Here is a 22,921-nt window from a genome sequence, read left to right as displayed (position 1 = left end):
CTCGATCAGGCCAGACGCGCCTTGCTCCTGGTCTGGGCCACTTCTCGCGGGTTGTTTCTGGGCCTGGTGCTGGCGACCCTGATCGCGGGTGTACTCCCGGCATTGGCTGCCTGGCTTGGCCAGCGCATTGTCGATGCCGTGGTTTTCGCCATGCAATTGCATGCACAAGAGGGCAGTGCGCCGTTGTGGCCGGTGGTGCGTTACGTGCTGTTCGAAGCCGGTGTGCTCGCGTTGCTGTCCGGGACTCAACGAGCGCTGTCGGTTCAGCAATCGCTGTTGCGAGTGCAGTTGGGGCAGAAGGTCAACACGATGATTCTGGAGAAGGCCCAGACGTTGTCGCTGGTGCAATTCGAGAATTCCGAGTTCTACGACAAGCTGGTGCGAGTGCGGCGCGAAGCGTCGACCCGGCCACTGGCGCTGGTGATGAAGTCGCTGGGGCTGATCCAGAACCTGATCGTGCTGATCAGTTTCGGTGTGTTGCTGGTGCATTTTTCGCCGTGGGCGCTGGTGCTGTTGGTGGTCGGCGCACTACCGGTATTTTTTGCCGAAGCGCATTTTTCCGGGGATGCGTTCAGGCTGTTCACCCGTCGTGCACCGGAGAGTCGGCAGCAGAATTACATCGAGACGCTGCTGTCCCACGAGGGCTACATCAAAGAGGTCAAACTGTTCGGCTTCGCGCCGCTGCTGCTGAAGCGTTATCGCGACACGTTCGCGCGTCTTTACGCTGAAGACCGTCGGCTGACCTTGCGCCGCGATGGCTGGGGCTTTGTGCTGGGATTGCTGGGCACGGGGGCGTTTTATCTGGCCTATGCGTGGGTGGTGGTCGACACCGTCCACGGCAGCATCACCCTCGGCCAGATGACCATGTACCTGGTGCTGTTCAAGCAGGGGCAGACGGCTGTGAGCAGCAGCTTGAGCGCCATCAGTGGTCTTTACGAAGACGGGCTATATCTGTCGAGCCTCTACGAATACCTGGCCGAGCCCGTGGCGGCCGACACGGGCAGCCTGAAAGTGGGGGCGCTGCCCGGCGATGGTCTGCGGTTCGAGAACGTCGGGTTCCGCTATCCGGGTGCGAGTCGCGCGGCGCTGGAAGGTATCGATCTGCATCTCGTGCCGGGACACAGCGTGGCGCTGGTGGGGGAGAACGGTTCGGGCAAGACCACCCTGATCAAGTTGCTGACCCGTCTGTACCGTCCCGATCAGGGCCGCATCCTGCTGGACGGCAGCGATTTGCAGACGTGGGAAGAAGATGCGCTGCGCCGGCGCATCGGCGTGATTTTCCAGGACTATATTCGCTACCAGTTCTCCGTGGGCGAGAACATCGGCGTCGGTGACACCCTGGCGTTCAACGATGAACAGCGTTGGCAGGCGGCCGCCGCCGAGGGCATGGCCGGGCCTTTCATCGAGCGTCTGGATCGCGGCTATGCAACGCAGTTGGGTCGCTGGTTCGCCGGCGGGCAGGAACTGTCCGGCGGTCAATGGCAGAAGATCGCCTTGTCCCGCGCTTACATGCGCCGTGATGCCGATATCCTGATTCTGGATGAGCCGACCTCAGCCCTCGACCCGGCGGCGGAAGCGGCGGTGTTCGAGCATTTCAGCGAGCAGACCGAAGGCCGCATGACGCTGCTGATTTCCCACCGTTTTTCCAGCGTGCGCAATGCCGACCACATCATCGTGCTGGATCAGGGCGCGATCCTTGAGCGCGGTGATCACGCCAGTCTGGTGGCCGCGGGCGGGCGTTATGCACAATTGTTCAACTTGCAGGCGCAAGGTTATCGCTAATTGTCAGGAGTCCTGAGAACCGCGAGACAGCGCCTGCCCGGCCATTTGTGGCGGTTTTACTTTCATCAGACCTTCAAGTGCCTGCCGATACTGGGTGCCGCCAAGGCTCATGCTGTTGTTGTGCGTGCCACCCGGCACCAACAACAGGTGCTTGGGTTCGCTGGCGGCGTTGAACAATTGCTGGCTGAATCGCGAGGGCATGAATGTATCGGCCAGGCCATGCACCACCAGCAACGGCATGTCGATGTCGACGATCTTGTCGATGGAATCGAATTTCTGCGACAGCAGCCAGCGTACCGGCAGCCATTTCACCGGCAGGTTGCTTTCGGCCACTTGCGCCACGGCATCACCCAGTGACGTGAACGTGGATTCGATCACCAGGCCGCGCACGGGGACGGGAACATGGTCCTTTTTCGCCTGTGCGGCCAAGTCTGCTGCGAGGTCGATGGCTACCGCACCTCCGAGGGAATGGCCATAGATCAGGCGCTTGCTGGCGTCCGGTTGCATCGTTGTGAAGCGTTCCCAGGCGGCTCGCGCGTCTTCATACACGCTGGCTTCCGACGGCAGATCGCCTTTGCTCTGGCCAAACCCGCGGTAGTCGATGGCCAATACGGAATAGCCCATGGCACGCAATTGTTCGATGCGAAACGCCTGGCCGGTGAGGTTCCAGCGCACACCGTGCAGATAGAGAATCGACGGCGCATCCCGGCGTACGGCCGGCCACCACCAGGCGTGCAGGTTCTGCCCGCCTTTGAAGTTGACGGGCTTGATGTCGAACTCTTGAACGTCCTTCGGCAAACCGCGATACCAGCCCGCCGTGCCCGGTTCGATACGGAACAGCAGCTCGCGCTCGGTGTGCTCAAGTACGCCGCAACTCACCGGCAGGCCGATAATCAGCGCGACCATGCACAGCAAGGGCAGCCAGCGTCGGCGCAGGCGTGTGAGCAGGGAGGAGGGCATCGGGTGATCCACCGGTAAAAACTGAAGTTCGGTTTTTAACAGAAGCGAGTTGGCGCCGGGAAACAATTCGACAGTCGTTCACCAAATCCCCCTGTATGAGCAAGCTTGCTCCTACAGGGGGCGGTGTTGCTCCAATTGCAGATCAATCCACCCGCAACACAATTTTTCCAATGTGCTCGCCACCCTCCATCCGCGCATGAGCCTGTGCCGCCTCGGCCAATGGATACACCTTGTCGATCATCGGCAGACAGCGCCCGGCGGCGAGCACAGGCCAGACATACTCGCGTAGCTGCTCGGCGATCGAGGCTTTTTCTTCCACGGTCCGTGGGCGCAGCAACGAGCCTGTCACGATGGCGCGTTTACTCATGATTGCCATCAGATCGACGTCCTTGGCGTGGGCGCCGCCAAGAAAGCCCAACATCACCAGTCGACCTTCCATGCCCAGCGCCGCGATGTTCGAATTCAGGTACGAGCCGCCCATGATGTCGAGAATGACATTGACGCCTTTGCCGGCGGTTTTCTCCTGGATGACCTGGGCGAAATCCTGATCGCGATAGTTGATCGCTTCGGCGCCCAACGTGCGGATCGCCGCGCACTTCTCCTCGCTGCCTGCCGTGGCGAAGGCCTTGACGCCGAATTCGCGACACAGCATCAAGGCGGTCGTACCGATGCCGCTGGTGCCGCCGTGAATCAATGCGCGCTGACCTTTGCTGGCGCCGCCCATGTCAAACAGGTTGGCCCACACCGTGAAGAAGGTTTCCGGGACCGCCGCCGCGTGTACCCAATCCATGCCTTGAGGAATCGGCAGCGTCTGGCTGGCCGGCGCGACGCAGTATTGTGCGTAACCGCCGCCGTTAGTCAGCGCGCAGACGTTGTCGCCGACGATAAATTCGCTGACACCTTTACCGACCGCCACCACTTCGCCGGCCACTTCCAGACCCGGGATCGGGCTCATGCCGAGTTTCATCGGGTACTTGCCGGCCCGTTGAATCACGTCGGGGCGATTGACCCCGGCGGCGTGCACGCGAATCAGCACCTCGCCCGGCCCCGGGGTTGGTACGGGTTCCTGACGTGGCTTTAACACCTCCGGGCCGCCGGGTTCGGTGATTTCGATCAGGGTCATGGTTTGGGGCAGATTCATCTGAGTGTCCTGTCTGGGAATGTTCAGTAAGTGGGACCGCGTCAAGCCGTCGGCGACTCAGCTCAATACAGGTTGCAGTCGGTTGCGACGATTGAGCAAGCGCATACCCTGTTCCAACAGCAGGGCGACGACAATGGCCCCCGCCGCGATGATGAATAACAGAGCGTGATGCCCGCCGCTGGAATTGAACAGCGCCGAATAGGCAAACCCGGCAATCGCCTGGAACGTGGCGAACGACACGGTGGCGCGACTCCAGGCAATCTGCTGCTGATGATGGTTCGGGATCAGCTCGTGAACCCGGGCCAGCGCCAGTGGCACGATGCCTGGAGGGAACGAGCCGAGGATCACCGCCAGCAAGGCCAGCGCGGTGAAGGAACTGGAAATCGACAGCAAACCGACCGCCACTGCCTGCACTGCCAGCACCAGACGAATGCTCAACCGTGCGCCCAGTTTGTCGGCCAGAAAACCGTAACTCACCGGCCCGATAATCGCGCCAAGGCCGTACATCACCCAGATGAGCGCGCCAATATGCGCGCCTGCCCCGAGCCCACGGGCGACGTAATCCACCAGAAACACCATGGCGGGTACGAGCCCGGCAGCCATGAACGCGTATTGGGCGAACAACAGGTAAACGTTCGGATCAGTCGGCATCGTCGATGGTACGGCGGACGGTGCAGCGATGGCCGCTGGCGTGGCTGACGGCCAACCGAACCAACTGGCGGCCGTCAGCACCCATGCCAGTGCGCCGAGACCGAACCAGGTGTTCTGCAAGCCCAGGCTCAACAGTGGCGGCACAATGGTTCCCGATCCGGCGATGCCCAAACCGATGCCCAGAAAAATCGCACCACTGGCCAGCCCGCGGCGCGATGCTGGCACGTGCGGCAACACGGTCGCGGCCACCAACACCATGATCGCGCCGCCGGCGACGCCCGACAGCAGGCGCCAGCCGAAGAACCAGCTTACCGATAACGGAAAGCCGCACGCGAAAAACGACAGCGTCACCGCCACCATCATCAGGCGCAGGGCGCTTTTGTTGGAGGTTCGGCGGGCCAGCGGATGGCCAATCAACGCGCCAATCAGGTAACCCACCAGGTTGGCGGCGCCGAGGTACACCACGTCGCTGGCGGAAAACCAGTGCGCCTGAATCAACGAGGGAATCAGCGGCGTGTAGGCGAACCGCGCCAGGCCGATGCTGACCAGGCTGGCGCAGAGGCCGGCGAAAATCGGCAGCCAGATCGCGCTGCGTGAGGGGGGTGAGGTGCTGAGCATGGGAGCCATCCTGTAGGTTTATCTATGGTGCCCAGCTTATCCAGATTCATTGATGCAATAACGCAGCGATTATGCGTTATCGTGATGCGTATATGCAGCAGTGGAGGATCGTATGAACTGGGATGACACCAGGGTGTTTTTGGCCGTATGCCGGGAGTCGACGTTGCGCGGCGCGGCGCGGGTGCTGGGGGTCGATCAGGCCACCGTCGGTCGACGGATCACGGCGCTGGAAAAGTCCCTGAGTGCGACGCTGTTTCTGCGCACCTCGGAGGGTTACGCGCTGACAGCCGTCGGTGAAGCGGCGTTGAAAGCCGCGGAAAAAATGGAGCATTCCGCTCTGGAGTTGCAGCGCCAGATTCAGGGGCTCGATGATCGACTGACCGGTATCGTTCGGGTCAGTACCACGGACTCCATGGCCATCGATTTCCTGATTCCGGCGATTGCCCGCTTGCATGCACAGCACCCCGATGTGCGAGTGCAACTGGACGCCTCGACGCAGATTCTGAGCCTGTCGAAACGCGAAGCCGACATCGCCGTGCGCAACACCCGGCCGGATAACCCTGACCTGATCGCCCGACGCATCGCGCGTTGGCCGGTGGGCCTGTTCGCGTCCCGTGACTATGTGGAGGCCCATGGCGTACCGGCGCCGGGTTCAGCGTTCGAGGGGCATGATCTGGTGGTGTATCAGCCGTATTTGCAGGGCAACAAGGACATTACGCTGGTCTCGGAACCGCTGGGGCGCGGGCGCATCGTCTCGAGCCTGAGTTCGGGGCTGCTGGTGCGCCGGGCGATTGCGGCGGGGATCGGGCTGGGGGAGATTCCGGTGTACATGGGCGAGCGCGACGGGCTGGTCAGGCTGTGGCCGGAGCGCACGCGACCGGTGCCGTATGACGTGTGGCTGGTGACACACGCGGACTTGCGACATACCGCGAGGGTGCGGGTAGTAATCGATGAGATTGTTGCGGGGTTTGCGGGGACTGGCGAGTAACGGCTCAAAGATCACCGCCTCGCTTCGCTCGACAGCACCTGCAAGGATTTGCGTGGGCCTGTAGACACTGTCGAGCGAAGCGAGGTGGCGATTTCTTCACACAAGATTACGGCATTTCCGGCAGTTCCTGAGGCCTCAGGTCAAACACCAGCACTTCGGCCTCCGCGCCATTGTTCAAGGTCAGCAACTGTTCATCGCGAACCCGCACGCCATCGCCTTCCTGCAATTGCAGGCCGTTGAGTTCGACGCTGCCGCGTGCCACATGCACGTAGGCATAACGATTGGCGGCCAGTTCCAGCGTGGCGCTTTCCTTGCCGTCGATCAGGCCGGCATACACCCGTACATCCTGACGCACCTTCAGCGAACCGTTTTTCCCCTCGGGGGAGATGATCAGTTGCAGACGCCCGCGTTTTTTCTGCGGGCTGAAATGCTCTTGCTGATAGCGCGGTTTGGCGCCGCTGACATCCGGCACGATCCAGATTTGCAGGAAGTGCACGCCACGGGTCGCCGAGTGGTTGTACTCGCTGTGTGCCACGCCGCTACCGGCACTCATCAGTTGCACGTCACCGGGGCGAATCACCGAACCGGTGCCCAGGGTGTCCTTGTGTTCCAGGGCACCTTCGAGCACGTAGGAGAAAATCTCCATGTCGCGGTGCGGGTGTTGGCCAAAGCCTTTACCGGCCGCGACGCGGTCATCGTTGATCACCAGCAGGTCGGAAAAACCCTGCTCTTTGGGGTTGCGGTAGTTGGCGAAGGAAAAGGTATGGAACGACTTCAACCAACCGTGATTGGCCGCGCCGCGATCGGAAGCTTTGCGAAGGGTCAGCATGATGAAATCTCCTGTGGGGACGTTGATTCGTCCGAGTGAGGAGAAGGTTAATGTTTATCCTTTTGTGCAATAAGTAGATGGAAATTGAAATACTGTCCCTTTCAGGTTGACAATAATAGGCAGGCTGTTAGCGCCGCATTTGGCCATAATGCAAAGCACAGACTTCATGCCGTGCACATAAACTTGTAGGAGCCGGCAAGCCGGCTTCTACAGGGTTATGTGTATGGCCAGTATTCTTTTTTGATTTCAGTGATTTTGAACCCATGAAAACCGTGGCAATGGTGCTGTTCCCTGACTTTCTCCTGCTCGACATGGCCGGGCCCATGGAGGTGTTTTCCATCGCCAATCGTTATCTCGACCCGGCCGAGCGTTACGAGTTGTCGACCATCGGCACCGAGCACAGCGCGCTGCGTGCCTCCAACGGTGTCAGCGTGCAGGCCGATGTGCACATCGATCAGGCGGACCAGGCGTATGACCTGTTGCTGGTGCCGGGTGGACCGGGGGCCTACAACGAAAAACACCCGCCGTTGCTCGGCTGGCTCAAAGGTGCGGTGAAACGGGCCGAACGTTATGGCTCGATCTGCACCGGCGCCTTCGTGCTCGGGCATGCCGGCCTGATTGACGGCTACCGTGTCACCACCCACTGGCACTACACCGAACGGCTGATCAAGGGCTTCCCGAAGGCGACAGTGGAGACCGATCAGATTTACGTCCAGGACCGCAACCTCATCACCTCCGGAGGCGTCACCGCCGGCATCGACCTGGCACTCGCGGTGGTTGCCGAAGACCATGGCAAGAAAGTCGCCCAGGACGTGGCCAAAGTGTTGCTGGTGGTGATGAAGCGTCAGGGCGGGCAAGCGCAATTCAGCCCGTTGATGGCGACTGTAGAACCCCACGAAACGCCGGTGACGCGCGTGCAGAATTATGTGCTTGAGCATCTCGACGAGGCCTTCAACATTGAACGCATGGCCGGCCTGGCCACCATGAGTCCACGTCATTTCGCCAGGGTGTTCGCCCGGGAAGTGAACATGACACCGATGGAGTTTCTCCAGAGCGCACGCATCGACTGTGCGAGAAACCTTTTGGAAACCAGTGACTTGCCGCTCAAGACAGTGGCCTTCAAAAGTGGCTTTGGCAGTGTGCGGCACATGCGGTTTCTGTTCAGTGAAAAACTCGGGTTGACCCCGTCCCAGTACCGCGAACAGTTCAGCTAGAGCCTTTTTGTCCGTTGTGCGCACCGTGATGGCCGTGACGCTCCCTCCGTGGCAGTTGTTCTGTTACCGAGGCCTGCGAAGATACCCGTGAACTCTTTGCAATGGAGGTGCGCGAGTCTGGCGCGCAATGGAAATGACAATCCGTTGAGCGGCCCCGGGTTTGCGCACGTGGACGTGTATGAACAGCGTCAGAGATTTGAACAGCGAAGCGGTGCTGCGATTCGGCCCTTACGCGTTCCACCTGCGGCAACGGCTGATCCTCGACGGGGATCAGCCATTGCGCATGGGCGGGCGGGCCCTGGATATTCTGCAGGTGCTGGTCCAGCGCGCGGGCAACGTGGTCAGCAAGGACGAGCTCATCGCCCTCGTCTGGCCGACGTCGGTGGTCGAGGAAATCAACCTGCGCGTGCACATCGCCGCGCTGCGTCGCGCCTTGGGCGACGGGCAGAACGGACAGCGCTACATCGTCAACATTCCCCAGCGCGGTTACAGCTTTATCGCGGCTGTGCAGCGGGTACCGGCGAGTACGCTGGCCTCGATTGAAACCGTTCAGAAAACTCAGCACAACCTGCCCGCACGACTGACGCCGGTGACCGGACGCGACTCAATGGTCGGCAGTCTGGTTCGCCAGTTGCCGGTTCGGCGCCTCATGACCCTGACCGGCCCCGGCGGCATCGGCAAGACCACCGTGGCCTTGCGCGTGGCCGAATTGCTCTTGCAGCATTATCAGGATGGCGTCTGGCTGGTGGATCTGGCGATGATCGATGACCCCGCGCAGGTGGTCGATCATCTGACCCGCAAGCTTGAACTGGACGTCGGAACCAACCTGGAAACATGGGCGCAACGTCATGCGTTGTTGGTGCTCGACAATTGCGAGCACCTGCTCGAACGTTGCCGGACACTGGTCGAGGACTTGCTGATGGCGGCGCCACGCCTGTCGATCCTGGTGACCAGTCGCGAACCGCTCCAGGCGCAGGGGGAAACGGTCCAGCGTTTGCCGCCACTGGCGGTGCCACCGGCGTCGGCGCTGAACAGTGTGGCCGAAGCCATGGGTTATTCGGCGGTGCAGTTGTTCGTCAGCCGAGCCCGTGCTCGTCAGCAAGGGTTTGTGCTGCGCGAACACGACCTCAAGGTTGTGCGCGAAATCTGTCGCCGGCTCGATGGTTTGCCCCTGGCCATCGAACTGGCGGCGGCACAGATTGATGCGTTGGCGCTGGTGGGCGTGCAAGCTCAATTGAATAACTGTTTTCAGCTGCTGACTCAGGGCCGGCGCACCGCCGTGCCCCGGCATCAAACCTTGAAAGCGGCGCTGGACTGGAGCTATGAACAGTTGAGTCCGCTGGAGCAAACCGTGTTGCAGCGCCTGTCGGTGTTCAAGATGGCTTTTACGCTGGACGCCGCGATCGGGGTGATCAGTTGCGCGGCGTTGCTGCCTGCCCGGCTGATTGAAGGGGTGGAAAGTCTGGCGCTCAAATCATTGCTGTCGCTGGAGCAGGGCAGCGGCCTGGCCCGCTACCGTTTCCTCAACACCACCCGCACCTACGCTCTGGAGAAACTCGAGGGCAGTGGTGAATTGCGCACTGTTGAAATGCGTTACGCCCGCTACATCAGCCGGGCGCGCTGGGTATCAAGCGGGCAGGTGACGCTGCAGCTCGTCGAGTAACCGGCGGACTTTCGTCAGGTCCGGCGTGGCAAACCCTTCGGTGAACCGGTTATAGATCGGCGCGAGCAGCGTATGGGCTTGCCGGTGCCGGCCCTGACGTTGCCAAAGCTGTGCCAGCGAAGTGGCGCTGCGCAGTTCCCAGGCGAGGGCGCCCTGATGGTTGGCCACGTTCAACGCCCTGATCAACACGGCCTCGGCCGCCTCGGTGTTCAAAGGGCACTCTTGCGCCAGCAGCGTTTCAGCCCTGGCTCGCAGAATTTCCGCCGTGCTCCAGCCAGCCGTGCCGGTGTCCGCCCGCAGCAGCAAGGCGTCATCGACGAAACCGGTGTCCAGCGTCACCATGATGTCTTTGATCAACCCGACGCCCGGCAGCAGGGACGAGCGCACCTCGGTGTGGTCGATCACCTGTGCATAGTGCATGGCCCAGGTGTAGAACAGCAGCACCGAGTGTTTTTGCGCTTGTTCCAGCAGCAGGTGCAGGAGTTTGCGCGCGGTGCGGGTGTCGCCGTTGTAGTGGGCGATCAGGCAACCGGCCAGCGCCAGGGTGTAGCAGATGGACGTGCCGTGGTTGATCTGAATCGCGATGTCCAGCGCCTGCCGGGCGGTGCGCCATGCTTGTTCCGGCCGGCCCTGCAGCCAGAGGATGCGCGCCAGAATGGTCAGGGCGGCGACGCTCTGGTCGTACTGCACGCCAAAACCGTGGGTGAAGCGGTTGAGGTGTCCACTCTGGGCCATGCGCTGGAGCACCTCTTCGGCATTCACCCGTGCCTGGCCCTGATCCCCGGCAAAGTGCAGCGCCAGTACTCGTAAGCGGTGCGTGCTGAGGGACAACACCGCGTCGCCGTGCAGCCCCAACCGGTCGAACTGATGGCTCTGCTCCAGGGCCATTTGATAGTTGGCGCAACTGAGGTTGACCGCCATGTGCCCGGAAACCGCCCGCAACTGACCGGCCAGGTCGTTGCACTGTCTGGCCAGCGTTCTGGCGCTGACGAAGGCCTCGACCGTTTCCGCCGTGCCGCCCTGGGTGTGGTAGCAGGAGCTTCCGAGGGCCAGTTTGAGGGCCATTTTCAGCCGAGGGCAGGGCTCGGGTGCGGCGTCCAGCAGGGCCAGTGCTTTGCGCACATACACGCCGTGCTCCTTGAGCAGCGACATTTCCTGCCAGAGCGGTGTCGACGTCGCAACCAGGCGGATCGCCAATGCCTGCGGCCCTTGAGCGTTCAAGCCCCAATCGAGGGCCGCGCGAAGATCTTCGAGGCTGCGTGCATAACGCTCGATCCACGTCGCCGTCGCGATCAGCTCCCAGTCCTGCTGGGCCTGATGCATCAAGGCCAGGCAACGCTCGGCGTGGCGTTCGCGGGTGCCCGGCAGGTCTGCGGCCTGGTCGAGTTTTTCCAGGGCATAGCTGCGGGTGGTGTCGAGCAGACGGTAGAACACTTCTTCGTCGCCGACCTCGACATTCAGCAGCGACTTGGCCACCAATTGTGTGATCGAGCCAAACACCTCACAAGGTTCGATATGTTCGCCGACGATCACTGCCGCTGCTGACTCCAGGGTGAAGCCACCCCTGAACACGCCCAGTCGACGCAGGCAGGTTTGCTCGCAGGGGCTCAGCAGTTCGAAGCTCCAATCCAGCGTGGCGCGCAAGGTTTGATGGCGACCCAAGGTGGTCTGACAGCCCTGGGTGAGCAGGCGAAAACTGCCTTGCAGTTGCGTGAGCAATCCGCTCACGCCGAGGCCGCCGACTTGCGCCGCCGCCAATTCAATCGCCAGCGGAATACCGTCCAGGCGCCGGCAGATTTCAATCACCAGCGGCAGCTCGTCATCGCTCAATTCAAAACTGTCGTGGCTGGCCATCGCCCGTTCGACAAACAACTGCAAGGCGGAAAAGCTCAGGGCCTGCGCGCGGTCGAGCACGGCGATGGGCGGCGGGCAGTCCAGTGACTCGAGACGCTGAACAAATTCGCCCTCGGCCCGCAAGCTCTCGCGGCTGGTGGCCAGAATGTGCACGTCGGGCGCGGCACGCAGGATGTTTTCGCTCAACTGGGCAATGGCGTCGAGCAGGTGTTCGCAGTTGTCGATCACCAGCAGCATCTGCCGGTCGCGCAAAAAAGTGGCGAGGTCGTTCATCGGATCGGCGTCGTGCAGCGACAGTTCGAGCAGCGTCGCCAGATGCGCGGCGACCATCAATGGATCGTTGATCGGCGCCAGGTCCAGCAGACGTATGCCATCGCGGTAGCGCCCGATCAGTTGTTCGGCGACTCGCAGGGCCACGGTGGTTTTGCCGATGCCGCCGGAGCCGACCAGCGTGATGAAACGCTGGCGTGACAACTGGAGCACCAGGCTGTCGATGAGGGGCTGGCGACCGATCATGCGTGTGCGACGCACCGGCAGGTTGTGGCCGCTGGGCGTGGGGGCTTCATTCGCTGGAAGTTGCTCGATGTGCTCCAACGAATACGGCGCTACAAAACTGTAGCCGCGTTGGGCCACGGTGACGATGTATCGCTGGCCGGCCTGGCCGTCGCCGAGGGCTTTGCGCAATGCCGCCATGTGCACCCGCAGATTGATGTCTTCGACTACGCTTTTGGGCCAGACCCCGGCGATCAGTTCCTGTTTGCTGACCACATTTCCGGCGTGTTCCAGAAGGATCAACAGAATGTCCATGGCCCGACGACCCAGGCGCAGGGGCTGGTCGGCCTCCATCACCAGGCGTTGTCCGGGATAGATCCGGTAGGGGCCGAAATGGATGGCCTGTACGGGGGAAAGGGTCAACGGGTCACTCCTGCTTGCAGCCGTCTGGAACGCGGTTTCCGAGCATATTCGTCAGGTTTGTTCGTCAGTGCAATGCGTGGCGCGGTGACTTTCGGGTGTTGGCCTGGACTGGCGGTTTCCCGAGAGAGGTCATGAGTTGCGTATTTATTGGGTACGACGCTCTCAAAGACGTTGCCGGGGCATTTGGTGCACCAGGGAAAATTAACAACGTTTAACTCGTCCTGCGTCCGGTCTACGCCCAAAACTCTGACACTGCAACTCCCAAAAGTGTGAGTGTTGAAAAGGGATTTATGTGTCATGAGGACGCCGCAATGAGCAACGTGGTGGTGGTCTATCACAGTGGCTACGGGCACACCCGGGTCATGGCTGAAGCCGTGGCTAAAGGTGTGGAACGGCACCTGGGCAGTACTTGCCAGCTGATTTCGGTTGAGGACGTGGATCAGCACTGGGACCGATTGCACGATGCCGACGCGATCATCTTCGGCGCTCCGACCTACATGGGCAGTGCCTCGGCATCGTTCAAAGGCTTCATGGAAGCCACCGCAGCGTTTTACCTGGCCCAGCCCTGGCGCGACAAACTGGCGGCAGGCTTCACCAATTCCGGTTGTCTGTGTGGCGACAAACTCAACACGTTGCTGCAAATGGCGGTGTTCGCCGCGCAGCACTCAATGATCTGGGTCGGCCTCGACCTGCTGCCGGCACGTTCCGGCACCGGCGTGTTCGACGGGCAACTCAACCGCCTCGGCAGTTCGCTGGGCGCCATGGCGCAGTCGAATGTCGAACAGTCCCCCGAATTCGCACCGCCCGCCGAAGACCGCTGCACCGCCGCGCACCTGGGCGAACGCGTGGCGCGGCTGGCTGAACGCCTGAGCCACTCACCGGTTTGAATCACCCCAACCCTCGCTAAGGAGACATCGCATGAGCACGTTCACTACCCGAGACGGCACCGAGATCTACTACAAAGACTGGGGCACCGGTCAGCCCATCGTTTTCAGCCACGGTTGGCCGCTGAACGCCGACAGTTGGGAATCGCAGATGATCTTCCTCGCCTCCAAAGGCTACCGGGTGATCGCTCACGACCGTCGTGGCCACGGCCGCTCCAGTCAGCCGTGGACCGGCAACGACATGGACACCTACGCCGATGACCTGGCGCAATTGATCGAGTTGCTGGACCTGAAAGACGCCGTGCTGTTCGGTTTCTCCACCGGTGGTGGCGAAGTGGCGCGCTACATCGGTCGTCACGGCACTGGCCGGGTGGCCAAGGCCGGGCTGATTTCCTCGGTGCCGCCCCTGATGCTCAAGACCGAAGCCAATCCCGGTGGCCTGCCGATCGAAGTGTTCGACGGTATTCGTCAGGCGTCCCTGGTCGACCGTTCGCAGCTGTACATCGACCTCGCCAGCGGTCCGTTCTTCGGCTTCAACAAACCTGACGCGAAACCGTCACAAGGCATGATCGACTGGTTCTGGATGCAAGGCATGACCTCCGGCCACAAGAACGCTTATGACTGCATCAAGGCGTTCTCCGAAACCGACTTCACTGAAGACCTGAAGAAGTTCGACATTCCCACGTTGGTAGTGCACGGCGATGCGGACCAGGTGGTGCCGATCGAGGCCGCTGGCATTGCTTCGGCAAAACTGGTGAAAGGTTCTACGCTGAAGGTCTACCCCGGCGCGCCCCATGGTTTGACTGACACCCACAAGGATCAGCTCAACGCTGACCTGCTGGCGTTCCTCAAGGGTTGATGTGCCCTCGGCGCGGGCGCAGATCCGCGCCGTTTTTGCTCCTGATGAGCCGAATTCTTCGAGAACATGACCATGAAAAAGCTGACCAACGCCACCGGGGCACCGGTGGTCGACAACCTCAATATCCAAACCGCCGGCCCTCGTGGGCCGGCGCTTTTACAAGACATCTGGTTGCTGGAAAAACTCGCGCACTTTGACCGCGAACTGATCCCGGAACGGCGCATGCACGCCAAAGGTGCGGGCGCCTATGGCACCTTCACGGTCACCCATGACATCACTCGTTATACAAAAGCCAGCATCTTCAGCTCGGTGGGCAAGGAAACGCCGCTGTTCGTGCGTTTTTCCTCGGTGGCCGGCGAACGCGGTGCGGCGGATGCCGAGCGTGATATCCGTGGCTTCGCGGTGAAGTTCTATACCGATGAAGGCAACTGGGACATTGTCGGCAACAACACGCCGGTGTTTTTCTTCCGCGACCCCCTGCGTTTCTCCGACCTCAACCACGTGGTCAAACGTGACCCACGCACTGGCCTGCGCAACGCCACCAGCAACTGGGATTTCTGGACCCTGCTGCCCGAGGCGCTGCACCAGGTGACCATCGTGATGAGCGATCGCGGGATCCCCACCAGTTTCCGCCACATGCACGGCTTCGGCAGTCACACCTTCAGCCTGATCGACCGCGATAACAAACGGGTGTGGGTGAAGTTTCATTTTGTCTGCCAGCAAGGCATCGAAAACCTCTCGGACGCCGAAGCCGAAGCGGTGGTCGGCAAGGACCGCGAAAGCAATCTGCGCGATCTTTACGAAGTCATCGAGCAGGGCAATTTCCCGCGCTGGAAATTGTGCATTCAGGTGATGGAAGAAGCGCAGGCGCTGAACTATCGGCACAACCCGTTCGACTTGACCAAGGTCTGGCCGCACGGCGAGTTTCCACTGATTGAAGTGGGCATCATGGAGCTCAATCGCAACGCCGAAAACCACTTCGCCGAAATCGAACAGGCAGCGTTTTCGCCGGCCAATGTGGTGCCGGGCGTGAGCTTCTCGCCGGACCGCATGCTCCAGGCGCGGCTGTTTTCCTACGGCGATGCCCAGCGCTATCGCCTTGGTGTGAACTTCAATCACATCCCGGTCAATGCGCCGCGCTGCCCGGCACACAGCTACCACCGCGACGGCGCCATGCGCACCGACGGCAACCTTGGCGGCACCGCCAGTTACTTCCCTAACAGCGTCGGTGAATGGCAGGACTCGCCGGAACTGGCCGAGCCGCCGCTGCCGCTGGAAGGCTTTGCACAGCACTATGATCATCGGTTGGAAGAGGATCATTACGAACAGCCGGGCAACCTGTTCCGCTTGCTCGACCCGGTGCGCAAGCAGTTGCTGTTCGACAACACCGCACGCGCCATGAACGGCGTGCCGCAGGCGATCCGCCAGCGCCATATCGACAACTGCACCAAGGCCGATCCGGCGTACGGGTTTGGCGTGGCCGAAGCGTTGGAGCGGTTGGTGCCGCTAAGGTAAAAAAGGCGGCTGGCTTGCCAGCGATGGCGTCCGAGAAATCGCCATCGCCGGCAAGCCGGGCTCCTGCAGGTTTTGTGTCAATTCACTATTCCGAACACCCCACAACCCTGTGGGAGCGGGCTTGCCAGCGATGGCGCCCGAGAAATCGCCATCGCCGGCAAACCGGGCTCCTACAGGGTTGTGCGTGGAAGAGCGCGCACGGCGCGGCAGCGCCAGGCGAACGGGTTGATGCCTTCGCTGCGGGTGAAGATGTGGCAGAAGTGCGCCTGATCGCAGAAGCCGCATTCGAGGCTGATCTGCGTGAGGCTCAGGTCGGTGCTCCGGATCAGTTGCTTGGCCCGGACGATGCGCTGGTGGCGAATCCAGTCCTGGGGCGAGAGGCCGGTGCTGCACTTGAACGCGCGTGAAAAATGACTTCGCGAGAGCGCGCAGGCGCGGGCCAGTTCGGTCACTTCTATGGTTTCACCAAGATGCTCGAGGATCAGTTGCTTGGCCAGGCTTTCGCGCCACGGGGTCAGGCCACCCGTGATTTTTTTTGGCGTTTCAGTGACGGTCGCGCAGGCGACGTTTTGCTGAGAATGTGCCATGACAAATGTCCGTGTCGGTGAACGTCATTCTTGGGCGCGAGCGCTCTGGCAGGCGAGTTAAACGTTGTTAATTTCCTCTGCGCGCAGTTAAGGACAACCGTGCCAACTCAGCACATTGCTGCAATTTTCAGGACGGGGGGCCGTGCATGATTGATGTCAATTGGCGGATCTGTGCAGGGCCGCTTTTGCGATTCGATCAAGGGTGAAGGCATGAAACATTCTCTGGTTTGCGCGTTGGGCCTCGCGATGGCGCTGGCGTCCGGCAGTTCCTCGGCTCAGGCACCGGCACAAGTTGGCTCGCAAGTGCCCGGCTACTTTCGATTGGCCGTAGGCGATTTTGAGGTGACCGCACTGTTCGATGGTTACAACGACCTGTCGCCCAAACTGCTCAAGGGCCTGACCCAAAGCCAGATTCGCGCGCTGCTGGCCCGTCGTTCGATTGAAACGCCGGGGGTGCAGACTGCGTTCAACGCTTTTCTGATCAACACCGGCAAACAACTGATTCTGGTGGACACCGGCGCCGGCCAGTGCATCGGGGCGACGGCGGGCATGCTCTCGGACAACATGAAAGCCGCCGGGTACGAACCTTCGCAAGTCGACACGATTCTGTTGACCCACCTGCACCTGGACCATGTATGCGGGCTGGTCGACGGCCAGCAGAAACCGGTGTTCGCCAACGCCACGGTCTACGCCGCGAAGGCCGAAGCCGATTACTGGCTCGATCCTCAGGCCCTCGCCAAGGCTCCCGAGGGTGCCAAACCGTATTTCAAAATCGCCCAGGACTCCACGGCGCCGTACGTCGCGGCAGGTCGCTTTAAAACGTTCGACGCCGGTCAGTCGCCTGTACCGGGCGTCGAAGCCACGCTGGAAGCTGGACACACACCGGGCAGCACCACGTACCGTTTTACTTCGCAGGGGCAGAGCATCCTGTTCATGGGCGATCTGGTGCATAACCTCGCGGTGCAGTTCTTGCACCCGGAAGTCTCGATCGGCTTTGACGTCAACAGCCAGCAAGCAATCAAGAGCCGCGCCAAGGTGTTCAGCGATGCAGCCGTCAGCAAAACCTGGGTGACGGCGGCGCACTTGCCGTTTCCGGGCATCGGCCACATCGCCGCAGAGGGTAAGCATTTCCAATGGGTGCCGGTCGAATACGGTCCCTATAAACGTGCGGCGAAAGTGCCGCTGATCGAGTAAAGTCCGACGCATTCACAAGGGGAACCGAGCCTATGAACCGTAACGATCTGCGCCGCGTCGACATGAACCTGTTGGTTATTTTCGAGGCCTTGATGTTCGAGAAGAACCTGACCCGGGTGGCTGAGAAATTGTTCATGGGCCAACCGGCGGTGAGTGCGGCGTTGGGTCGGTTACGGGATCTGTTTGACGATCCGTTGCTGTTGCGTAATGGCCGCGGCATGGAGCCGACCGGGCGGGCGCTGGCGATTCTCAAAGAGCTGCAGCCGGCGATGGATGTGATTTCCGGAGCGGTCAGCCGAGCTAAAGAATTCGATCCGACGACCAGCTGCGATGTGTTTCGCATCGGGCTGTCCGACGATGCCGAGTTCGGCTTGTTTCCACCGTTATTGCGGCAACTGCAAGAGGAGGCGCCGGGGATCGTGGTGGTGGTGCGCCGGGCCAACTATCTGCTGATGCCGGCATTGCTGGCCTCGGGAGAGATCTCTGTGGGGGTGAGTTACACCACGGATCTGCCGGCGAATGCCAAGTGCAAGAAGTTGCGCGACATTCCCTGCAAGGTGCTGCGCGGGGATAAGCGCCCGGGATTGCTGACGCTGGATGAATACTGCGAGCGTCCCCATGCGATGGTGTCGTTTTCCGGCGACTTGAGCGGCAATATCGATCTGGATCTGGCCAAGGTCGGCCGCAGCCGTCGTGTGGTATTGGGTGTGCCGCAGTTCAGCGGTTTGCGCGCGTTGCTCGCCGGCACTGAGATGATTGCGACGGTGCCGGATTATGCGGCATGTGCCCTGGTTGAGGGGTGTGCGTTGCGGGCGGAGGATCCGCCGTTTCCCATCGATGCCGCGCAGCTTTCGATGGCGTGGAGCGGGGTGCATGATAATGATCCGGCCGAGCGGTGGTTGCGGTCGCGAATCAGTGAGTTCATGTCGAGGCCTTTGCCTATCTCGGCTTGAACGTGGCGGCCTTGGGGCCGAACACATTTTATTTGATGTTCTCGATCGCCTTGTAATACCTTGGATGTTTGGGCTGGACGCTCGAAAAAACTGCACGCTGAGAACGAGAAAGCCGCGATATTCGCGGCTTTTTTGTGAGTCAACGTGGCCTGCTCAAACCCCGTTCCTGGTGTTTTGCGGTCCGCGTGGCTGTTGAGTTGCATCCGCCACTTCCGCGGTCTTTTCCTGAGTCTCATGCACCGCCTGGATGATGACCTTGGCCACGTCGGCCGGACGTGACTGCTGCGGCACGTGGCTGGCTTCGACTTCGGTGACCTGCGCTTTCAACTTCTTGGCAAACGCACGCTGCAGATCGGGTTGGATCATGCGGTCTTCGCGGGCGACGACGTACCAGGTCGGTTTGCCCTTCCAGGCAGCGACGCTGGTTTTGTCATCGAATGCCGAGGCGCGAATCGGTCCCTGCGTGGCGGCCATGACGGCGGTCTGCGCGGCGGGAAGATCCTGAGCGAAACCGGTAGCCATGCCTTGGGGGGTCATGTAGAGAAAACCGTTTTTATCAGCGGCGATGTCTTTCACGCCGGGCGGTGCCGGGTAGTCTTTACCCAGATCCTTACTCGCCTGACCCGCATCCGGGGCAAACGCGGCGACGTAGACCAGGGCGCGAACTTTCTGGTCTGTACCGACCTGACTGATGACTGTACCGCCCCAGGAGTGTCCGACCAGCACGACGCCGTTGTCCTGGTTGTTCAACACGCGTTGCGTAGCCGCTACGTCATCGGCGAGGGAAGTCAGCGGGTTTTGCACCACGGTAACCTTGATACCTTCGGCCTGCAGAAGTGGAACAACCTTGCCCCAGTCGGAGCCGTCAGCGAAAGCACCGTGTACGATCACCACCGACGGTTGCGGGGCGGCGGCCTGGCTGCCGACGGCGAACAGTGAAGAGGTCAGGGCGAGTGCGAGGGCGATAGCCTTGGGTTTGAACATGGTTGGAACTCCTGTGGTTGGTGTGACGCAGTTTCAGGAATACGGGGACGGTCCGGTATCGGTCGTTTATCCGAGGCAGGCAAAAAAATCAGCGAAGAAAGGGGAGTGTCATGCGCGAGAGTGACGGCATCGAGCTGGAGAGTGCGATCCTGGCGTTGTCCATGGTCGGGGACCTGAGCATGGGCCAGCCCTTCGATCAGTCGCGCCGTACGGCTCGCCTGGTGCAGTTGCTCGCACAGTCCTGCCACGGTGCCGGCGAACACACCGAAGTCGCACGACAAGTGGCCTTGCTGCGCTGGTCGGGGTGTACGGCCAATGCCGAGGGTTTTACCCGTTTGCTGGGCGATGACGTCGAGGGCCGCAACGCCATGCTGAGCCAGACACTGGGTGCGGCAGGCCTGCGCGCGATGCGCAAATCGGCGCCGTTGGCCGTGGTGCATTGCGAGGTCTCGGGCGATATCGCGCACACGCTTGGCCTGAGCACGCCGGTCGAACACGGGTTGCGACATGTGTTCGAGCAGTTCGACGGTGAAGGCAAACCTTTTGGCTTGCGCCATCCCGAGGTGCCTGAGGTTGTCTATCAAGTACTGCTGGCCGGTGATCTGGAAATCCTCTCCCGGGTTCACGGATTGGATGCAGCACTGGAATGGATCGCGACCAAGGGTGATCGTCGCTATCCGGCGTCGCTGGCTGCAAAACTTGCGCTCAATGCCAAAGACTGGCTGGAATCGTTGCGCGTGCCGCAAGACGATCCTTCGCAACCGCAGGGAAGCAAGGGGCAGGTTGCGCTGACGCTGGTCGGGGATGTGATCGACCTCAAGCTGCCTTGGCTGGCGGGCTACTCACGCCGGTCGGCCGAACTTGTCCGGGAGGCCGCGAGGTTGTGGGGCTTGTCGGAACAGTCGGCTGACCAGGCCGCGAAAGCCGCGTTGATTCATGGCATCGGCCGGGCGGCGGTGCCCAACCGAATCTGGAACACGACGGGCGCTTTGCTGGACGGTGATCTCGAACAGGTTCGGCTGGTGCCTTACTGGACGTCGCGCGCCTGCGGCCAGATCCCAGAACTGTCGGCGCCGGGTCGACTGGCGGCGAATGCTTATGAACGACTGGATGGCAGTGGCTACTTCCGTGGCCTGGAGGGCGATGCCTTGCCCGCCGAGCAGCGTTTGCTGGCGGCCACGCTGGTCTGGCAGGCATTGCGTTGCGACCGGCCGTGGCGTCCGGCCTTCAGTGACAGTGACGCCGAGCGTCTCTTGCTCCACGAAGCCGCGCTGGGGCGTTTCGACCCTCAGGCCTGTCAGGCGGTCATCGCGGCGGCTCGCGGCGAGAGCGCCGTCGCGCCCAGGGGAAACGCCAGCCCGCTGAGCGACCGCGAGACGCAAATCCTGCAGCGCATCAGCATGGGCGGCAGCAACAAAGAGGTGGCGCGCCAGCTCGGCATCAGCCCGAGCACGGTGCGCACCCATGTCGAGAGTGTGTTCCGCAAACTGCAATGCACGACCCGTGCGGCGGCGACGCTGAAGGCGCTAACGCTCGGATTGATATAACCCTCAAATGGGGATGTGGGTGGTCGACAACACCTGGCGCAACCCCATGAATGAACGAATCTGGCGAACCCCCGGCAGGTAAAGCAACTGCTCCGCGTGCAGGCGGTTGAAGCTGTTGCTGTCCTTGGTGCGTATCAACATGAAGTAGTCGAATTCCCCCGTCACCACATGGCACTCCATGCAGCCGGACACTTTCTGTGCCGCGGCCTCGAAAGCGGCGAAGGATTCCGGCGTCGAGCGGTCCAGCACCACGCCGATCAACACCACCATGCCCGCGTCCAGCGCGTCGTTGTCCAGCAGCGCGACAATGCCCTTGATCAGGCCCGCCTGTTTGAGGCGTTCGACGCGCCGCAGACAGGCCGGCGCGCTCAGTTTTACCTTCTCGGCAAGCGCCACATTGGAGATGGAGGCGTCTCGCTGCAGGGTCTTGAGAATGGCGCGATCGGTCCGGTCCAGCGTGAGCGGCTCCGCACCGGGAGTGCCGGGTTTCTTATGGTTATTTGTTGCGCTCATAGTTAATTCTGCACAATAAAAGTATGTTTTAAGTAATAGCTGTTGATTTATGTTTCTTTAACTGATTGAAACTTGCAACACATATTTTTGGCTTTGTTCTTAATATTGAACTCATCGAAGCCCCTCTGAAAGAACCTGAAATGCAGCCTGTTGGCCTTTCGGTCTGGCGCTTGGATATCCAATAATCAAGGAGCAAAGCCATGAACCTGAATCGTTTTAAACGTTATCCGTTGACCTTCGGCCCTTCACCCATCACGCCCTTGAAACGCCTCAGCGAACATCTGGGCGGCAAGGTCGAGCTGTATGCCAAACGTGAAGACTGCAACAGTGGTCTGGCCTTCGGTGGCAACAAGACGCGCAAGCTCGAATACCTGATTCCCGAAGCCATCGAACAGGGCTGCGACACCCTGGTGTCCATCGGCGGGATCCAGTCGAACCAGACCCGCCAGGTCGCTGCCGTCGCCGCCCACCTCGGCATGAAGTGTGTGCTGGTTCAAGAAAACTGGGTGAACTACTCCGATGCCGTGTATGACCGCGTCGGCAATATCGAGATGTCTCGCATCATGGGCGCAGACGTGCGACTCGACGCCGCCGGGTTCGACATCGGCATCCGGCCGAGCTGGGAGAAGGCCATGAATGATGTGGTGGAGCGGGGCGGCAAACCGTTTCCGATCCCGGCGGGGTGTTCCGAGCATCCGTATGGAGGCCTCGGTTTCGTCGGTTTCGCCGAGGAAGTCCGCCAGCAGGAAAAAGAGCTCGGCTTCAAGTTTGATTACATCGTGGTCTGCTCGGTGACCGGCAGCACCCAGGCGGGCATGGTGGTCGGGTTTGCCGCCGACGGTCGTTCGAAAAACGTCATCGGTATCGACGCTTCGGCCAAACCGGAAAAAACCAAGGCGCAGATCCTGCGTATCGCCCGGCACACCGCTGAACTGGTGGAGCTGGGGCGCGAAATCACCGAGGAGGACGTGGTGCTCGACACACGGTTCGCCTATCCGGAATACGGGTTGCCCAACGACGGCACGCTGGAGGCCATTCGTCTATGCGGCAGCCTTGAAGGCGTGCTGACCGACCCGGTGTACGAAGGCAAATCCATGCACGGGATGATCGAGATGGTTCGCCGTGGCGAGTTCCCCGACGGCTCGAAAGTGCTTTACGCACACCTCGGCGGGGTGCCTGCGTTGAATGCCTACAGCTTCCTGTTCCGTAACGGCTGATCCAGAGCCGAACACCTGTAGGAGCCGGCTTGCTGGCGATAGCGTCAGTGCCT

Annotated in this window: 19 protein-coding genes; 11 read left to right on the top strand and 8 right to left on the bottom strand. The window is 61.2% G+C overall.

Going from position 1 to position 22,921, the window contains the following annotated elements; translation table 11 throughout:
• Positions 1-1,782, top strand: a 1,782-nt coding sequence (locus Q7W83_RS16035) for an ABC transporter ATP-binding protein (protein WP_473656335.1), incomplete at its 5' end; no start/stop codon positions are given.
• Positions 1,783-1,785: 3 nt separating this feature from the next.
• Here Q7W83_RS16035 and Q7W83_RS16030 read toward each other — a convergent pair.
• The 3 genes from Q7W83_RS16030 to Q7W83_RS16020 form a co-directional block, all read right to left on the bottom strand.
• Positions 1,786-2,742 (bottom strand): alpha/beta hydrolase, encoded by a 957-nt coding sequence (locus tag Q7W83_RS16030; protein ID WP_473656334.1) that lies wholly within the window; start codon positions 2,740-2,742, stop codon positions 1,786-1,788.
• 142 nt (positions 2,743-2,884) lie between these two features.
• On the bottom strand, positions 2,885-3,883 hold the full coding sequence (locus Q7W83_RS16025) for an NAD(P)H-quinone oxidoreductase (protein ID WP_458377260.1): 999 nt from the start codon (positions 3,881-3,883) through the stop codon (positions 2,885-2,887).
• A 57-nt stretch (positions 3,884-3,940) separates the two neighbouring features.
• A complete protein-coding gene (locus Q7W83_RS16020) occupies positions 3,941-5,152 on the bottom strand; it encodes a YbfB/YjiJ family MFS transporter (RefSeq protein WP_473656333.1) in 1,212 nt (403 codons plus the stop codon).
• Positions 5,153-5,264: 112 nt separating this feature from the next.
• Between Q7W83_RS16020 and Q7W83_RS16015 the strand changes: the two genes are divergently transcribed.
• The gene (locus tag Q7W83_RS16015) at positions 5,265-6,140 is read left to right on the top strand and encodes a LysR family transcriptional regulator (protein WP_458377262.1); all 876 of its coding nucleotides are present in this window, start codon (positions 5,265-5,267) and stop codon (positions 6,138-6,140) included.
• Positions 6,141-6,246: 106 nt separating this feature from the next.
• On the opposite strand, the gene Q7W83_RS16010 is transcribed toward Q7W83_RS16015, so the two are convergent.
• Entirely contained in the window at positions 6,247-6,969 is a 723-nt protein-coding gene (locus tag Q7W83_RS16010; protein ID WP_150634185.1) for a pirin family protein, read from the bottom strand.
• A gap of 263 nt (positions 6,970-7,232) precedes the next feature.
• On the opposite strand from Q7W83_RS16010, the gene Q7W83_RS16005 reads away from it, so the two are divergent.
• Together Q7W83_RS16005 and Q7W83_RS16000 are read left to right on the top strand one after the other, a co-directional pair.
• A complete protein-coding gene (locus Q7W83_RS16005; RefSeq protein ID WP_150634184.1) occupies positions 7,233-8,183 on the top strand; it encodes a GlxA family transcriptional regulator in 951 nt (316 codons plus the stop codon).
• A 178-nt stretch (positions 8,184-8,361) separates the two neighbouring features.
• A complete protein-coding gene (locus Q7W83_RS16000) occupies positions 8,362-9,846 on the top strand; it encodes an ATP-binding protein (protein WP_150637173.1) in 1,485 nt (494 codons plus the stop codon).
• Here Q7W83_RS16000 and Q7W83_RS15995 read toward each other — a convergent pair.
• On the bottom strand, positions 9,811-12,615 hold the full coding sequence (locus tag Q7W83_RS15995) for an ATP-binding protein (protein WP_150654694.1): 2,805 nt from the start codon (positions 12,613-12,615) through the stop codon (positions 9,811-9,813). The two genes, Q7W83_RS16000 and Q7W83_RS15995, sit on opposite strands and share 36 nt — an antisense overlap.
• Positions 12,616-12,926: 311 nt before the next feature.
• Here Q7W83_RS15995 and Q7W83_RS15990 point away from each other — a divergent pair, with 311 nt between their 5' ends.
• From Q7W83_RS15990 to Q7W83_RS15980, 3 genes are all read left to right on the top strand, one after another.
• Positions 12,927-13,502, top strand: coding sequence for a flavodoxin family protein (locus Q7W83_RS15990; protein ID WP_150634181.1), 576 nt, complete (start codon positions 12,927-12,929; stop codon positions 13,500-13,502).
• A gap of 31 nt (positions 13,503-13,533) precedes the next feature.
• Positions 13,534-14,358 (top strand): alpha/beta fold hydrolase, encoded by an 825-nt coding sequence (locus tag Q7W83_RS15985; protein ID WP_150634180.1) that lies wholly within the window; start codon positions 13,534-13,536, stop codon positions 14,356-14,358.
• Between the two features lie 72 nt (positions 14,359-14,430).
• Positions 14,431-15,873: a catalase gene (locus Q7W83_RS15980; RefSeq protein ID WP_318182900.1), complete on the top strand. Its 1,443-nt coding sequence runs from the start codon at positions 14,431-14,433 to the stop codon at positions 15,871-15,873.
• Between the two features lie 170 nt (positions 15,874-16,043).
• On the opposite strand, the gene Q7W83_RS15975 is transcribed toward Q7W83_RS15980, so the two are convergent.
• Positions 16,044-16,460, bottom strand: coding sequence for a helix-turn-helix domain-containing protein (locus Q7W83_RS15975; RefSeq protein WP_150634178.1), 417 nt, complete (start codon positions 16,458-16,460; stop codon positions 16,044-16,046).
• 210 nt (positions 16,461-16,670) lie between these two features.
• Between Q7W83_RS15975 and Q7W83_RS15970 the strand changes: the two genes are divergently transcribed.
• A complete protein-coding gene (locus Q7W83_RS15970) occupies positions 16,671-17,654 on the top strand; it encodes an MBL fold metallo-hydrolase (RefSeq protein WP_473656332.1) in 984 nt (327 codons plus the stop codon).
• Between the two features lie 32 nt (positions 17,655-17,686).
• Complete coding sequence (locus tag Q7W83_RS15965) at positions 17,687-18,607, top strand: LysR family transcriptional regulator (protein WP_150634176.1); 921 nt, start codon at positions 17,687-17,689, stop codon at positions 18,605-18,607.
• A 153-nt stretch (positions 18,608-18,760) separates the two neighbouring features.
• On the opposite strand, the gene Q7W83_RS15960 is transcribed toward Q7W83_RS15965, so the two are convergent.
• Positions 18,761-19,591 carry an alpha/beta hydrolase gene (locus Q7W83_RS15960; RefSeq protein WP_150634175.1) on the bottom strand — a complete coding sequence of 277 codons (831 nt, stop codon included), beginning with the start codon at positions 19,589-19,591 and terminating at the stop codon, positions 18,761-18,763.
• A gap of 110 nt (positions 19,592-19,701) precedes the next feature.
• Between Q7W83_RS15960 and Q7W83_RS15955 the strand changes: the two genes are divergently transcribed.
• Positions 19,702-21,138 (top strand): HD domain-containing phosphohydrolase, encoded by a 1,437-nt coding sequence (locus Q7W83_RS15955; RefSeq protein ID WP_473656331.1) that lies wholly within the window; start codon positions 19,702-19,704, stop codon positions 21,136-21,138.
• A gap of 3 nt (positions 21,139-21,141) precedes the next feature.
• Here the strand turns inward: Q7W83_RS15955 and Q7W83_RS15950 are convergent, their stop codons facing one another.
• Positions 21,142-21,651, bottom strand: a complete 510-nt coding sequence (locus tag Q7W83_RS15950) for an Lrp/AsnC family transcriptional regulator (RefSeq protein ID WP_017339281.1) — start codon at positions 21,649-21,651, stop codon at positions 21,142-21,144.
• Between the two features lie 200 nt (positions 21,652-21,851).
• Here Q7W83_RS15950 and Q7W83_RS15945 point away from each other — a divergent pair, with 200 nt between their 5' ends.
• Positions 21,852-22,868, top strand: coding sequence for a 1-aminocyclopropane-1-carboxylate deaminase (locus Q7W83_RS15945; RefSeq protein ID WP_150637162.1), 1,017 nt, complete (start codon positions 21,852-21,854; stop codon positions 22,866-22,868).
• Positions 22,869-22,921: the final 53 nt, after the last annotated feature.

This window comes from Pseudomonas sp. 300 (assembly GCF_055803035.1).
The sequence above is the reverse complement of the archived record's forward strand: the minus strand, read 5'-3'. Positions and strand labels throughout refer to the sequence as shown.